Below are 14,902 nucleotides of genomic sequence, written 5' to 3'. Positions count from 1 at the left end.
GCCGCTGCCATGAAATATCTGCAAGCACAACGCGCGGTCGCCGCGCTCGCGGACGACGCACCTGCCTCAACCGTCCTGCTGGCGACGTCGTTTCAGAGTGAGAACCTCGATCTGTACTTACAGGCGCGACACGCCCTGGCAGGGCAACGGCTAACGGTTCAGCATTTGCCATTCAATACGCTGGCACAACAAAGCTATACCGCCGCCAGCCACGATGAAGTCTGGCTGATGCTGCCCTGGGACTGGTTGCCGGAAACCGACTGGCGCACCGGGTTGCCCGCACAACCACTGGAACTGGCTGATCTGGAGGCGAGGTTGGCCGCACAGGAACAACGCCTGCAGCAACGCAGCATGCCCATTCTCTACCTCGATGCGCCCCTGCCACCGGTTATGGCCAGCCCGGCCCTGCAAGCGCAACTCGCAAACCGGCTGCGCGAAGCCGCGTATCGGGCTGGCGCCAGGTTGCTTGATGGCGAGGCCTTTGATCTGGCCAGTTTTCTGAACACCGGCGTTGCCATTGCAGGCCGCAGTGCCGATGCCATTTCCGAAGCCCTCTATGAGCAGCGCTACCCAAGCCCGAAGTCGCCGCGCAAGGTGCTGGTGACCGACCTCGATCAGGTCATGTGGCAGGGCATCATCGGTGAAGACGGCCTCGATGGCATTCAGTACCGGCCCGAGGGCGCCGGCTACCCGCACTTTTTATATCAGCAGGCGCTGCAGCGCCTGAAGCACAGCGGCGCCCTGATCGCCGCAGTCAGTCGCAACGATGCCGACTTGGCCCGGGCCCCGTTTGAAACGGGCAATATGACGCTGATTGATGCTGACCTGGTCGCCATTCTGGGCAGTTATCAGCCCAAGTCGGCCCAGATCCGTCACTTGCTGGAACAGCTGGATCTGGGTCTGGATGCCGTGGTTTTTGTCGACGACAACCCAGTCGAATTGTCGGAAGTCAGCACCGCTTTGCCCGAAGTGCAATGTCTTCAGTTTCCGGATTCCGTGGCCGCCTTTCCGGATTTTCTGGAACGGCTGCTAACGCACTTCAAGCAGGACACCACCAGCCAGGAAGACCGGCAACGCACAGAACTCTACCGGACCCGGCTTAAGGGTATGGCCCCGGTCAACGCAGAAGGGGCCGATCTGACGGCCTTTCTGAGCTCACTCGACATGCAGCTCACCTGGCACGACCGCAGCCAGACACAGCGCGACCGGGCCTTGCAGCTGATCAACAAGACCAATCAATTCAACTTGAATGGCAAGCGCTGGACGGACGACGAGCTCGATGCAGTGCTTCGCCAGGGTGGCCGGCTATACTCAGCCAGCCTGGCCGATGCGCACGGTGCCCATGGCGAGATCATGGCCTGCCTGATCGATGTGGAGGGCTGCATTCGTGCCTGGGTGATGTCGTGCCGGGTGCTGCAGCGTCAGGTCGAGGCGGCGTTTTTGCATGTTCTGACTGAGCAGCTGATCGCAATCGATACACTGGTTTTCGACCGGGTGAACACCGAGCGCAACCGGCCCCTGCAGGATTTTCTGGACACCCTGGCAACAGACCAGAACCGCATTGAACGGGACAGACTGGCGCAACAAACGCAGGCGGCGCGCACCCTGTTCACCCTTCACAACGCCACCGAAACGAGCCCTTCATGAAGCAGCACACCTTCTGGCTACCCACCGACAACAACGGTGCCGTTTTTGCACACTGGTTCGATGTAGAGACGCACCGTGCGCCACCTGTGGTGCTGTGCCACCCGGTCGGCCCGGAATACATGCACTGCCACACGACGCTGCGTCAGCTGGCGTTGCAATTGCAGGCCGCCGGTCAGGCAGCACTGGTGTTTGACCTGCCCGGTTACGGCAACAGCAGCGGTCAATTAACCGAGCCCGGCATACTGGACGACTGGGAACAGGCCCTGATTGCGGTCACTGGCTGGGTGCAGCGGCACTGCGGTCTCGCCCCTGTTTTACTGGCCATGCGGGCCAGCTGTTTGCTCACACCGGCGGTTGTTTCCCGTGTCTCGCTGGCAGGCCTGGTGTGGTGGTACCCGCACACCCGGGGCCAGACGTTCGTTCGCGACCTGAATCTGATTGACCTGCAGCTGCACAGCCGAGCACCGGACGATGCCCCCTGCCTGACCGGGGGCGGCTACCCAATGCACCGCGACACGGCGGCGCAGCTGGAGCAACGGTCGCTGGCCGTAGAACCCGACTACCCATTGAATACCCTGGTAATTCACACACCGGAACAGAAGCGCATTGCCGCGCTGGCCGGGCTTGAGGCGGCTGGCGGCCAGGTAGAACGAATCAGCTCTTCTGCACTGTCGGGCATGGCGCGTCAGGCTGAGGCATCGATCGTTCCACAACCGGACATCAAGCACCTGATCACCTGGCTCGGCTCACAATCAGTCTCCAGCAAAGCTCATCAGCCCGAACGCATAGCGCCTATAGAAAGCTGGCACTCCACCGGGTTTACCGAGACATCGCTGCGGGCCGGCGCCGTCTTTGGCATTCTGACCCGGCCATTGCGGGCGGCGAGCACAGCCCCCTGGGTGCTGATCCCCAATACCGGCGCTGGCCACCACGCCGGGCCAAACCGGCTGCATGTCGACCTTGCCCGGCAGCTGGCAAGGCAGGGCATTACCAGCGTTCGGCTGGACCTCGCGCATTTGGGAGACAGCCCGCAACACGCCCAGACATTGAGCAATGAAGCCTACAACCTGACCGGTCGCGATGATCTGGCCGCCATGGCCAGGACGGTGATCGATCTCGGGGCGCCCGCGGTGACCTTGCTTGGGGTGTGCGCCGGTGCCTACAACGCCTACCAGGCAGCCCTTGCGCACCCGGACATTCCAGTGGCCGGGCTGACGCTGATTAATGTGCAAACGCTTTACTGGCAACAGGGTGACGACAGCCGCATGCCTTCGGGTGCGCAATCGGCGCTGACCCGGGCGCAGTATGCGCAGTCGACCAGCAACCCCAAAGCCTGGCTGCGTTTGCTCACCTCGCCGCAGAAGTGGCTGAACGTGGGGCGTCATCTGGTGGAGCGCGTCGGCCGGGTTGCCCATGCAACCGGCCAGCGCCTCAGCCGGCAACTGTCGCCCCTGGAGCGGGATCTCAATCGGCTGACAGAGCGTGGTCTGGTGGTCCGTTTTGTGTTTTCGCCAGATGAAGCTGGCATGGCGGCCTTACAGGAGGCGGGCGGGCGTACAATGACACGGCTGATGCAAACCGGGCGGGTCAGCTGGGACCAGGTCGAACAGGCCGATCACACTTTCACCACCGCCGTTAGCCGGCAGCGGCTGATCGACCACCTCTGTCAGCAGTTAGCCCTAGTCGATCATTCTTCAACTGCCGTATCGACAACGGGTCTCAGGGCGGAAAGCCAGGCGTCATAACCGGCCTGACTCAGGTGAATGCCATCGCCAACGTGCATGGCCACGGCGAGGTTGTCGCTGTCGCTCTGCGGGGCATGGGGTGAGGCCACCAGTTGCACCTGATCCGAGTCGGCAAAAGCCTCCTGGTAGGCTTCATTCCAGCGGCGAATATTACGGTTATACCCCACCAGCCCAACACGCTCGTCCATGGCGTGAATGGTGGTCAGTAAGACCGGTGTTTGCCCGGGCAGTCGCGAAACGATATCGCGCAGGTTGGCAACGCTTTGGTTGACCCGGTAGCCCTGGGCGATGTCGTTAGCGCCCAGGCTGATGATCACAACACGGGCGGTTGCCAGGCTCTGGTAGCTGTCCATGCGATCGAGCACAGCGGCCGTGGTATCGCCGCGTATGCCGAGATTCAGGGATCCCGGCCAGTGTTGTTCGTTGTCCATCAGTTCCAGGTGGCTGTCGCCGAGCAGTACGATGGCTCCAGCGTCGGTGGCGCTGTCCTGTTCCAGCAACACTTGCTGACGCTGCGCCGCATGCTCATCAAACATCGCATCTCTGAGCGGCAGGTCCGACTGTCTAAGAAACGCGACCGCAACCGTTGCCAGCATTGCCAGTACAACAGCAGCGATCAGCAACACCCATTTAAGACCCGGGCGCCGGCGTTTGATCAGGGGGTTTACTATCATGCGGCCTCCGTCGTGACAAAGCGTTTCAGAATGGTTTTCCGGTCGTACTTGCCGTTAGGCGTGCGCGGAAACGGCTGATCGGTTCGCTCAATGCGAGTAGGCACCATATAACCGGGTAGCCGCGCTTTCATGGCATCGATCAGGTCTGTCTGGCTAACGGTCGGGTCGGCGTGAACCAGGGCGGCAATAAAAGGCTCCTCGCCTTCCTGTTCCGGGCTGAATACGACTACGGCTTCTTCAATGGCATCCAGACTGTTCAACCCAGCTTCTATTTCACCCAGCTCGATGCGATAGCCGAGGTACTTGATCTGGTCGTCCAGACGGCCGAGATAATGCAGCAAACCGGCGTCGTCGATCTGAACCAGATCGCCGGTGCAATACAGCGGGTCGTGGAAGCGCTCGTGCCAGGGGTTTTGAATGAACACCTCGGCGGACTTTTCCGCCAACCCGAGATAGCCATAAGCAACCGATGTGCCGCGCACCAGCAACTCCCCCTGGGCACCCGGCGTGCGGGTCAGCTCGCCCAACTCGGTTCTGACCCAGATGTCCATGTTGCGTCGCGGTTTGCCAATCGGGATCGAGCGGGCGTCGGCCGCTGGCACCTTATCGATGACGTGATAGGTGCAATCGACGGTGATTTCAGTGGGGCCGTACATATTGGTGAACTGAATGTGCGGGTACATCAGCATCCACTGGCGCACCACGGTCGGTGGTAAGGCTTCACCGGCGCACAGAATATGCCGTACCTGGCGAAACGCCTCAGGCTTCAGGCGACGGGATTTGAGCAACAGGGTCAGCACCGACGGCACGCAGAAAAAGGTGGTAATGGCATGTTCGTCGAGCCAGCGGATTAGCCTGGGCAAGACAGCGTTCAGGGCATCGTCGACCAGATGCAGTGTCGCGCCGGTCTTGAAGGCGGTGTAGAGATCGAAGGTGGAGTTATCGAAGTACAGCGGCGCGTGGTTGGCAATCTCGTCCTGGTCGGTCAGTTCGTAGGTTTCAACACACCAGTCGATGTAATCCACAATGGCCTTGTGCGGAATCATCACGCCCTTGGGTACACCGGTGGAACCGGAAGTAAACAACACATAGGCCAGGTCGATCGATAAATTGGTGCAGGCTACAGGCTCAGAACTCAACGATGCATCTGCAAGTTGATTGACGTTGATGATCTCGATGCCGGCATCTTCCGGCAGGCGCTCCCGCAGCAGGGCTTCGCTGGCATCGCTGACCAGAATGACCTGGGAGTCGAGACTCTTAAGAATCGATTGCAGTCGTTGCGCGGGTGAATTCACATCAATGGGAACGTAGGTACAGTCGGCTTTCAAAATACCGAGGATGCAGTGCATCGACTCCAGACTCTTGGGCATGAAAAACGCGACCATAGACTGGGCTGGTACGCCACACCCTGAAAGATGACGGGCCAGTCGGTTGGTTGCCTGATCGAGTGCCTGGTAGCTGATGGACTGATCGGCGCAACGCACGGCGATCTTGTCGGGGAAGCGGCGTGCCGAGGCGGTAAAATAATCCTGAACCAACTGCGTCATGGTGTCCTCCTTAACGGTCGATATCCGGCTGCTCCGATAGCAGAGCGCTCGTTCCTGAACATGGCGGTCCGATCACGCCCGAGGGTGTTATTGACCTGCGTCGATCAACTGCACTCTCAGCCCGATCAGCCATTGCCATTCTTCATCGTTGTCACTTTCGGTGTACTGCACTTCCGCCTGACTTTGCCAGCGCGGACTCAGCACCCGCGTCCACCCCAGGTTGGCTTGCCACAGCGATTCTTCCAGCCACTGGTACGAGGTATCCAGCGTGGTGGTTGAACGCTGCGAGGCCTGATATTCAATCCCGAGTTCAATCCGGGCTGTGCGTTCCCGGTCATCGGCTACATTGCTGCCTGCAAGCGTCAGCTCCTGTTCCTGATCACTCAGTTCCAGCAGTGCCGAGACCGTCAGATCCTGCTGCCACTGTACGTCGGACAGGCTCAGGGTGAACTGGCGGGTGATGGCCAGCGCTTGCTGGTCTACCGCGGTGTTCTGGTTGCCAATGGTCTGGGAGCTCAGGGTGTCATCCACCGACCTCGCCAGTTGCGCCTGCCACAGACCCAGATCGGTTTCTCGCTGCCACCGGGCCGACAGGCTGTAGGTTTCCAGTTCCTGCTGTTCGCGACTGGCTTCAATCCACTGGCCATTCAGGTTCCAGGTATTCACCTGGGTCCGGTACTGCCAGCCCAGTCCATACCGCCATTCGCTGAGCCCCGACTCGCGCTCCTGATAGCGGGTCTCGGCCTGCCACAGGGTTTGCCGGCTCTGCTGAAAAGCAGGGGCATAGCCCGCCTGCCAGCCCTGGTCTTCCACCTCCGACAGCACCAGATCATCATCGACCTGGCGATTGTTCTGCCAGTCCCATCCTGCTTCCAGCCGGTGAATCAGCCGCTGGCCCTGTCGACGCTGCAGGGCAACTAGAGTAGCCACCCGGTCATCAATGGTTCGGGCCTGGCTGAAGTCGACCTCGTCTTCGGTATGCTGATGTTCCAGTGCCACAGACAACACCTCGTCACTGGAGGTCCAGACAATGTCGTTCTCGGCCTGCCAGGGGGTGGTTGGCTGCCACTCGTCGAGGGGCGATGTGACCGCTACGTTCGCTGCCGATGTCCAGTCAACCCAGGGCGTTTCCAGTTCGAACGCGAATTCCGGCGTTACGGACCCGTTTGTTTCGGTACCGTCATTGGCCAGCGCGCCTGTCGCCGCCGCTTCCAGTGACCATTCGGCCAGCGCCGGTTCAACCGAAGCGATCAGCGCCAGCAACACCACCTGCCGGCCAAACAGCCGGGGTGTTGAACACCGTGGGTAATGGCTGTTATTGCTGGTACACAACACCGGTCACCCGTTCAGCGCCTATTGCCTCCACCGCGTCTTCAATGGCGTCCATGCTGGCCCGGCCGTACGGCACGGTAATCACCGATTGGTCGCAGAACTTGGACAATACCCGGGCTTCGCTGTTCGCCAGCACCGGCGGTGTATTGATTACGATGAAGCGGTCCGGGTAGCGGTTTTTCAATTCGTAAATCAGGTGTTCCATGCCCTGAGATGAGAATTGTTCGACGCTGATGCCGGTTTCATTACCGGCCGGTATAACCGCCACCCGATCAATACCCGAAGGATAAATAATTCGATCCAGCCCCAGCGAGCGTTCTTTCAGGTAATCGGTAACACCCACCGACAGCGGCGCGGTCACCAGGCGTTGCAGATCGGAACCGTAGGGGTTGCAGTCGACCAGCAATGCCGAGGAGTTGAGGTCGAGCGCAAAGGAAATGGCGAGGTTCATCGGCGTCAGAATTGAATTGCTGTTCACGTCGACCGAGGTGAGCATGACGACGATGTTGCCACCATTGGTGTTGGCGCTACCGGCCGTGCTTTTCTCTATGAGCTTGATACGCAACTCACGGTAGGCATTGAGCACAGCGCGGTTTTTCATACCGGAATAGACGAGCTTGTTCTTTTTCATATCGACCTTCGACATCGGATCCGGATTGGGCATTAATTCAAGCGACGCCTGGCGGGTCAGCCGATGCTCCTGGGGCAGCAGGTCGGTAATAATGTCTGCCCCCCGCGGCTTTTCGCGTACGGGTTTGGTTTCACTTTGCAGCTCAAAGTCAGCTGCTTGGGTGCGTTGTGCCTTGTTTTTCTCCAATGCTCGCAAGAGCTTACTGTTATCCATTCGTACTCCGGCACGGCCTTACAAGGTTGGCAAAAAGGTGCTGATCAGTTCGGGCGATGCACCAAATACAACAAAGCCATAAACCGCCAGATACAATAGCACCAACAGCGCCAGAAGAATCAGGCTGCGTTTACTGGCCACCTCACTGACGGCGCTGTTGTAAAGCGGAATGCTGGTCACCAGTTGTATATGGGCCGGCAGTTGCGATTCCATAAAACTGGCTGAGCGAACCCGGGGGTCAAACAACACCAGTGCACCGGTGAGCCCCAAAGGCAACATCAAGCCAAGCAAAGGCCCCAGCGCGGCAAAATGAACCAGTTGCAAGCCGTCCCATCTGACCGGGTAGGACGGCGGCTCATGAATTTTGTAGGTTACGCCCTGGCCTTCGATATCCAGCGTCATCGACAGGCGGGCATTTTCCCGGGTTTTTAGCATGTCTTCGTAAACGTCTTTGGTCACCGAGTAATCGCGCGTCAATTCCTGCAGTCGGGCCTGCTTGGAGGCAACCGTTTCGGCATTGGCATATTCGTTTTCCAGCAAGTTACTCAGATTGTTCAACCGCTCGCGCGCGGCGCTCAGCGTTGCCCGTTCGTTGCTGATCATTTCCTTAAGGTTTGTCATCGCCGGGTTTTCCACCCGCTCGACGGCACTGCGACCCGGGTTGTTGATGCGTTCCTGTTCGATCTGGGTTTCCAGAACGGTCATCTGTTCGATGAGATTCACGATGTCCGGATGGGTATCGCGATAGCTGAGGCGCAGTTCCGCCAGTTGCTCTTCATAGGCTTCCATGCGGCGTTCGCGACTGGTGGGCTCAATGTCCCGCTCTACCGTGAGGAACTCCGGCTCGGTCAGCATCTGGGCTTCAAAGCTGCGCAACCGGGCCTCACTGTCCTGCACTGAAAGACGCAAGGTTTGTATTTCATTCTTGATGCCGTTTACCCGGTTGGTCACGCTTTGTTCGGTAACATCGATGTTCTGGCTGTTGAATTCCTTCAACCGGTTTTCAGCCGCCTCCAGCTGGCGCTGGTAGGAGGCAACCTGAGAGTCAATGAACTCGAAGGCTCCCCGGCTCTCTTCCCGTTTTTTGCGTGAGGTCTCTTCGATAAATTCCTGGGTAACAGCACTGACCACCTTAAAAGCGGTATCGGCATTACTGGAGCGGTAGCTGATTTCCACGTAGTCGCCGTTAGCTGAGATACGCAACCCGTTGCGCAGCCGGGGAATGGTGTCTTCAGGATTCTCAAAACCGCTTTCAATGGCGACTGACCGTAAAATTCGATCGGTAAAGACGATGTCCCGTGCTTCCTTGGCCCGATCGATCCGGGTTATTTCAGCCTGGCCTTCCAGCAGATTACCAATAATATTACTCACGTCCGCATAAAGTATGACTTTGGACGAATAGGTTTTGGGCATCATGAAGCCGGCTACCAGCACGACAGAAGAAACCGCAATAAACAACGCTGCGATGACATAGCGGTAACGCAAGGCTTCCATTTTCAATGACTGTAATAAATCTTTAATGTTACTCGGATCCATCAGAGCTCTCCTCGAAACACTGATTTTTCAGGTACGGTTAGAATGTCGGACGGCTGCAAGGGGTAGTTGGTCCGAATATCCCCCTTGTTCAGAATGTCGTCGAGTCGAACCGGGTATTCGACGTAACCATCGGGCGTTTCCCGGTTAAGTACTGCCCGGTTGCCGGCACCGAAAGGGCTGATTCCGCCAGCGGCAAGCACCAGGTCGACGACTGTCATGCCATCGACAAAGGCGATCGATACGGCTTCATTTACCTGCCCCATAGCACGCACCCGATACTGGTAGGCAACGCTGACCGGGTTGGTCACCGTGACGCTGACTTCGGGTGAAATAATGATAACGCCCAGCTCATTTGAAATGGCAGCCGCCAATTCTTCGGGCGTTTCCCCCTCGGCTTGCATATCGCCCATCAGCGGCATGGTGATCAGTCCATCGGGTCTGACGATCAGATCTCTGGTTAATTCCTGGTTGCGCCAAACATCAACCCGCAACTGGTCGCCAATACCGATAACATAGGCTTCGCGTTTGTAAGTAATTTCAGGGCCTTGCCCGTCGATCACCCCAGAAGAGGCACACCCGGCCAGAGCCAGGGCCCACAGCACTCCCAGGGCGCCCAGCAGAGAACGTTTGCAGCCTGAAACACTCATCAATGAACTCCTTTGCCGAGCAATACCACTTCAACGGTTTGGATCATAATCAGTATGTCCATCACAAAGCTGTGGTTCTTGGCGTAGTAGAGGTCGTACTCAAGTTTGCAGCGCGCATCTTCAACCGACGCACCGTAGGGGTAATTCAACTGTGCCCACCCCATCAACCCGGGTTTGACCGCGTGACGGTGAGTATAAAAGGGAATGCTGTTTTCGAGATCCACAACAAATTCGGGGCGTTCGGGCCGGGGGCCTACGAAACTCATGTCACCGCGAATCACGTTGTAGAGCTGGGGAATTTCATCGAGCCGGGTGTTGCGGATAAAGGCGCCCACCCGGGTTACGCGCGAATCCTGCGCTTTGGCCCACACTGCCTTGCCGTCTTTTTCGGCATCCTGACGCATGCTTCTGACTTTATAGATTTTAAAGGGTTTGCCGTGCTGCCCGGTGCGTATCTGGCTGTAGACGAAAGGCCGGCCCGACTCGAGATAAACCGCCGCAAAGACAAACAACATGATTGGCGCCAGCAGGATGGCCAGCGCTACGCTGACTACCAGGTCGAACAGGCGCTTGATGGCATCGCGCGCCTTGGACGCCTTGAAGCCGTCGGAGAAGATGATCCACGACGGTTGCAACAGGGTCAGGTCAATGCGGTTGAGCTCGCGTTCGTAAAACGCCTGTGCACTGGAAATTTGTACGCCCCCGAGCTTGCAGCGTATCAGGTCGTCGAGCGGGAACTGGGCGCCCTCGGTGCGCCGGCGTTCCTGCGTCGCGACGACTATCTCGGAGATACGGTTGTTTTTGCAAAAGGTAAAGAGGTCTTCCGGTGTTGGCATGCAGGCGTGGGCTGGCAACGCTTCTTCCTCACTGCCCAGGTAACCGACAATGCGAACCCCCAGGCTGCGCCGGTAGCGCTCATACTCACGGTGAATCTGACCGGCTAACTGGCCGGTGCCAAGTACCAGAATACGGCGCGACAGCTGGTCTGAATCGACCAGATGCACAAAGGCCCGTCGAACCAGCAGAGTGATGCCAGTCGAGATCATCACCGCCCAGAACAGGTTGGAACTGCCCACATCGAGCGCGGGCCAGATGACGGTGACAACCGATAACCCCAGCGACCCCAGAAAACAGAAGGCGACCAGGGTTCGAAAAAACATGGCGGCAAAGCCTTCGCGCATCATCGCCAGGTACACCCCCATGGCAAGGGAACCGGCACTGAGCAGGGAGGCATATAACAGGGACGACCAGAGACTGTAGGAGACCGGCACCAGGTCGAGCGCCTGCTGGATCTCGCTGAGTACGTAAAAACTCAGAAACAGCACAAGAAACTCGAGCAGACCGAGCGCCAGGTAGGGAACGTGCAGATAGTGTTTTCGAATACGGATATACGACACAGTAGCTTCCTTGCCCAATGATCTGGAACGATGACCCAAATGGCTAGCACCAATGGGACAGCCAACTCCGATGGCTATCGCCCATTATGGTGCTCTTTTTCCGTAAAAATCACAAGTCTTAGCCTAGTGCATCTTTCTCACAGAAGCAGTAAACTCGTCCTTCAAAGGATAGCCAACCCGGTGGCGTTGTTCCAACGTTTGATACCCGGGTACGATGTTACAGGATGTAGCCATGCTTGCCGGAACCACCACAGCCAAACCCCCAGCGCCGATTAACGCCATGACCATTGATGTGGAAGACTATTTTCACACCCTGGCGCTGTCTGGTGCGGTTTCCCGGACCGACTGGCACCGCCTGCCCTCCCGCGTTGAAATGAACACTGATCGGCTGTTGGAACTGTTTGAGCAGCAAGATGTAAAAGCCACTTTTTTCATTCTCGGCTGGGTTGCCGAACGGTTTCCCAACCTGGTGCATCGCATTGCCGCCGGCGGCCACGAGATCGGCTGCTATGGTTACCACCATGAATCGGCACACGACCAGCTGCCCGCAACGTTTCGCGAAGAAACCCGCCGTGCCAAATTCCTGCTCGAAGATCTGACCGGACAAAGCATAGTGGGCTATCGTGCCGTCAATTGCTCGGTCACCCGCACTTCGTTGTGGGTTTTGGATGTATTGGTCGAACTTGGGTTTAAGTGGGATGCCAGCATCTACCCGATCTATCACGATCAGTATGGCCTTCCGGAAACGCCTTCAGAACCTTATACCATCATTACCCGGTCGGGCCGCAGCTTGTCTGAGTTTCCGTTTACAACCACCAATTTCATGGGCTTGCAGGTGCCGGTATCCGGCGGCGGCTCGTTTCGGCAGATGCCCTACCCGCTGTTCCGCTATCTGTTTCGGGCTGCTGGCCAGAGTGGCAACACCCCGCGGGTGTTCTATCTGCACCCCTGGGAAATCGACCCGGAACAACCACATTTCAGTGGTTTGAGCCTGGTATCCCGACTGCGTCATTACCGCCACCTGAAGCCCTGTTTCACGCAGTTTAAGCGCCTGCTCGATGACTTTCATTTTACCACGCTGAGCGAAAGCCTTACGGGCCACCGCTGGGCAACGACATACACCAATCTGGACGGTTCGCTCGTTCAATTGACCTGACTGACCACTGGCAACCACACTCTCACAGGATGTGACTATGACCCAAAAACACTCAAACCCCGCTCGCGATGCCGCCACTACTGATCATTCGCCCCACAACCGGCGCATCTCCATCATCGGCCTTGGGTATGTTGGCCTGCCGGTCGCCGTTGCTTTCGGGCACCAGCATGGCTGCGTCGGTTTCGATGTGAACACCAGCCGTATCCGGCAGCTACAGCAGGGCGACGACCATACCGGCGAAGTGGCCATTAAGGATCTGAACCAGGCAGACATTCTGTTTACCAGCGATGCCGCTGATCTGGCGCGGGCCGATTTTCACATCGTCTGCGTACCGACACCGATTAACGATTCCAAGCAACCCGACCTGACGCCGCTGATCAAAGCCTCTGAAACGCTGGGCCCCCATCTAAAAGTCGGCGACATCGTCGTGTATGAGTCGACCGTCTATCCGGGCACCACAGAAGAAGACTGTGTGCCGGTGCTCGAACGCACCTCGGGTCTGACCTGCGGGGTGGATTTCTTTGTCGGCTACTCACCCGAGCGTATCAACCCGGGGGATCGTGAGCGTACTTTTACCAATATTCTGAAAATTGTGTCTGGCCAGACACCGGAGATTCTCGACATCGTCGCCCGGGTGTATGAATCGGTGGTCACGGCCGGCGTGCACCGGGCACCCTCAATTAAAGTGGCCGAGGCAGCCAAGGTGATCGAGAATACCCAGCGCGATCTCAATATTGCTTTGATGAATGAGCTGGCCATTATTTTTAATCACATGAACATCGACACCACCGAAGTTCTGGAAGCCGCCGGTACCAAGTGGAATTTCCTGCCCTTCAAACCCGGCCTGGTCGGGGGGCATTGCATCGGTGTTGACCCTTATTATTTGACACACAAAGCAGAAAAACTCGGCTATCACCCGGATGTAATTCTAGCCGGTCGCCGAATTAATGACGGCATGGGTGAATTTCTGGCGACTCAGATTGTGAAACAACTGGTGGCAAGAAATCAGCCGGTTAAAGGCGCACGACTCGGTATTTTCGGTATTACGTTTAAAGAAAACTGCCCCGATATTCGCAATTCGAAAGTCATTGATGTTATTCGCAGTTTGCGCAGCTGGGATGTTGAGGTGTTCGTTCATGATCCGCACGCTGACGAAGCCGACACCTTGCATGAATACGGCCTGCCACTGGCAAAACTGGAAGACCTGAATCAGTTGGATGGCATTGTTATCGCCGTCGCCCATAACGAATACCGGGCCATGACACCAGCCGACCTGAAAGGCATGCTGGTTCCGGGCGCGGGCGCTTTCGATATAAAATGCATTCTCGATCGGGCCCGGTGCGCTGAGCTGCAATTACCGGTCTGGCGTCTGTAACCGCGGCACGTCCGCAGGAGAGTTCACATGAGCCAACACAGCAAGCCCGACCCGACCCGAGCCGTTCACGCGCTAAGCATCGATGTGGAAGATTACTTTCACGTCGCGGCAATGGCCAAGGTGGTAAAACCGGCCGACTGGGATGCGATGCCCTCCCGGGTAGAAGCCAACACTGAGGCGATGCTTCAGTTGTTTGAACGCAAAGGCGTCAAGGCAACGTTTTTTGTGCTCGGCTGGGTAGCCGAACGCTACCCACAGCTGATTCGCCGCCTGGCTGACCACGGTCATGAAATCGCGTCACACGGTTACAGCCATCAGCTTATTTACAATCAGACACGCGCCGTTTTTACCGAAGAAACCCGTCGTTCCAAAGCCTTGCTTGAAGACATTGTTCAGCAACCGGTCACGGGCTATCGCGCGGCCAGTTATTCCATTACCCAGCGCTCGCTCTGGGCGCTCGATGTACTGACCGAACTCGGCTTTACCTGGGATTCCAGCATTTTCCCGATCCGCCACGACAACTACGGCATTCCCGGTTCCCCGCGCGAACCTTACCTGCTGCAAGCCGCCAACGGGAAAACCTTGCGTGAGTTTCCGTTAACCACCGCGCAGGTTATGGGCCTCTCGATTCCGGCCGCCGGTGGTGGTTATTTTCGTCAATTTCCTTATCCTGTATTCCGACAGTTGTTTCGCCAGGCGAGCCAGGGGGACAGCGTTCCTCAGATGTTCTATTTGCACCCCTGGGAGATCGACCCGGATCAACCCCGGTTTGATGCCGCCAGCTGGTTTTCACGATTCAGACACTACACGAATCTGGACCGGTGCTATGCTCGCCTGGAGCGACTGCTGGATGATTTTCAGTTTGATACCGTGTCGAACAGTTACCGGCAGTATCAACCGGCAGAGACGGTGTTTTTTGCCAGTGAACTTGGAAGAGCGGTCTGACCCCGATGACCAGATCTGTCATCACCCCTAAAACTGTTCGGTGCCCGCGACAGGCAC

At 57.6% G+C, this 14,902-nt stretch carries 12 protein-coding genes; 5 read left to right on the top strand and 7 right to left on the bottom strand.

Annotated features, from left to right (window positions below; all coding sequences use genetic code 11):
- Positions 1 to 9: 9 nt before the first annotated feature.
- Positions 10 to 1,647: an HAD-IIIC family phosphatase gene (locus ACHUE7_RS00125; RefSeq protein ID WP_394168149.1), complete on the top strand. Its 1,638-nt coding sequence runs from the start codon at positions 10 to 12 to the stop codon at positions 1,645 to 1,647.
- Entirely contained in the window at positions 1,644 to 3,392 is a 1,749-nt protein-coding gene (locus tag ACHUE7_RS00120) for an alpha/beta fold hydrolase (protein WP_394168148.1), read from the top strand. The genes ACHUE7_RS00125 and ACHUE7_RS00120 overlap by 4 nt, the downstream gene beginning before the upstream one ends.
- Here ACHUE7_RS00120 and ACHUE7_RS00115 read toward each other — a convergent pair.
- From ACHUE7_RS00115 to ACHUE7_RS00085, 7 genes are all read right to left on the bottom strand, one after another.
- On the bottom strand, positions 3,335 to 4,066 hold the full coding sequence (locus ACHUE7_RS00115) for an SGNH/GDSL hydrolase family protein (RefSeq protein ID WP_394168147.1): 732 nt from the start codon (positions 4,064 to 4,066) through the stop codon (positions 3,335 to 3,337). The two genes, ACHUE7_RS00120 and ACHUE7_RS00115, sit on opposite strands and share 58 nt — an antisense overlap.
- Positions 4,063 to 5,613: an amino acid adenylation domain-containing protein gene (locus ACHUE7_RS00110; RefSeq protein WP_394168146.1), complete on the bottom strand. Its 1,551-nt coding sequence runs from the start codon at positions 5,611 to 5,613 to the stop codon at positions 4,063 to 4,065. Before ACHUE7_RS00110 ends, ACHUE7_RS00115 begins: the two co-directional genes overlap by 4 nt.
- A gap of 87 nt (positions 5,614 to 5,700) precedes the next feature.
- Positions 5,701 to 6,945 carry a hypothetical protein gene (locus tag ACHUE7_RS00105; RefSeq protein WP_394168145.1) on the bottom strand — a complete coding sequence of 415 codons (1,245 nt, stop codon included), beginning with the start codon at positions 6,943 to 6,945 and terminating at the stop codon, positions 5,701 to 5,703.
- Complete coding sequence (locus tag ACHUE7_RS00100; protein ID WP_394168144.1) at positions 6,929 to 7,789, bottom strand: P-loop NTPase family protein; 861 nt, start codon at positions 7,787 to 7,789, stop codon at positions 6,929 to 6,931. The genes ACHUE7_RS00105 and ACHUE7_RS00100 overlap by 17 nt, the downstream gene beginning before the upstream one ends.
- Positions 7,790 to 7,807: 18 nt before the next feature.
- Entirely contained in the window at positions 7,808 to 9,325 is a 1,518-nt protein-coding gene (locus ACHUE7_RS00095) for a hypothetical protein (protein WP_394168143.1), read from the bottom strand.
- Positions 9,325 to 9,972 (bottom strand): polysaccharide biosynthesis/export family protein, encoded by a 648-nt coding sequence (locus ACHUE7_RS00090; RefSeq protein ID WP_394168142.1) that lies wholly within the window; start codon positions 9,970 to 9,972, stop codon positions 9,325 to 9,327. The genes ACHUE7_RS00095 and ACHUE7_RS00090 overlap by 1 nt, the downstream gene beginning before the upstream one ends.
- Entirely contained in the window at positions 9,972 to 11,369 is a 1,398-nt protein-coding gene (locus ACHUE7_RS00085) for a TIGR03013 family XrtA/PEP-CTERM system glycosyltransferase (protein ID WP_348475830.1), read from the bottom strand. The genes ACHUE7_RS00090 and ACHUE7_RS00085 overlap by 1 nt, the downstream gene beginning before the upstream one ends.
- Positions 11,370 to 11,601: 232 nt before the next feature.
- Here ACHUE7_RS00085 and ACHUE7_RS00080 point away from each other — a divergent pair, with 232 nt between their 5' ends.
- From ACHUE7_RS00080 to ACHUE7_RS00070, 3 genes are read left to right on the top strand one after another with little or no spacing between them, the layout of a single operon-like run.
- On the top strand, positions 11,602 to 12,525 hold the full coding sequence (locus ACHUE7_RS00080) for an XrtA system polysaccharide deacetylase (RefSeq protein ID WP_394168141.1): 924 nt from the start codon (positions 11,602 to 11,604) through the stop codon (positions 12,523 to 12,525).
- A 37-nt stretch (positions 12,526 to 12,562) separates the two neighbouring features.
- Positions 12,563 to 13,900: a nucleotide sugar dehydrogenase gene (locus ACHUE7_RS00075; protein WP_394168140.1), complete on the top strand. Its 1,338-nt coding sequence runs from the start codon at positions 12,563 to 12,565 to the stop codon at positions 13,898 to 13,900.
- A gap of 27 nt (positions 13,901 to 13,927) precedes the next feature.
- Positions 13,928 to 14,845: an XrtA system polysaccharide deacetylase gene (locus tag ACHUE7_RS00070; RefSeq protein ID WP_394168139.1), complete on the top strand. Its 918-nt coding sequence runs from the start codon at positions 13,928 to 13,930 to the stop codon at positions 14,843 to 14,845.
- Positions 14,846 to 14,902: the final 57 nt, after the last annotated feature.

The organism is Saccharospirillum alexandrii (assembly GCF_043641555.1).
In the GTDB taxonomy this organism is placed as follows: Bacteria; Pseudomonadota; Gammaproteobacteria; order Pseudomonadales; family Natronospirillaceae; genus Saccharospirillum; species Saccharospirillum alexandrii_A.
Note: the sequence above shows the minus strand (reverse complement) of the source record. Positions and strands in the feature narration are given on the sequence as shown.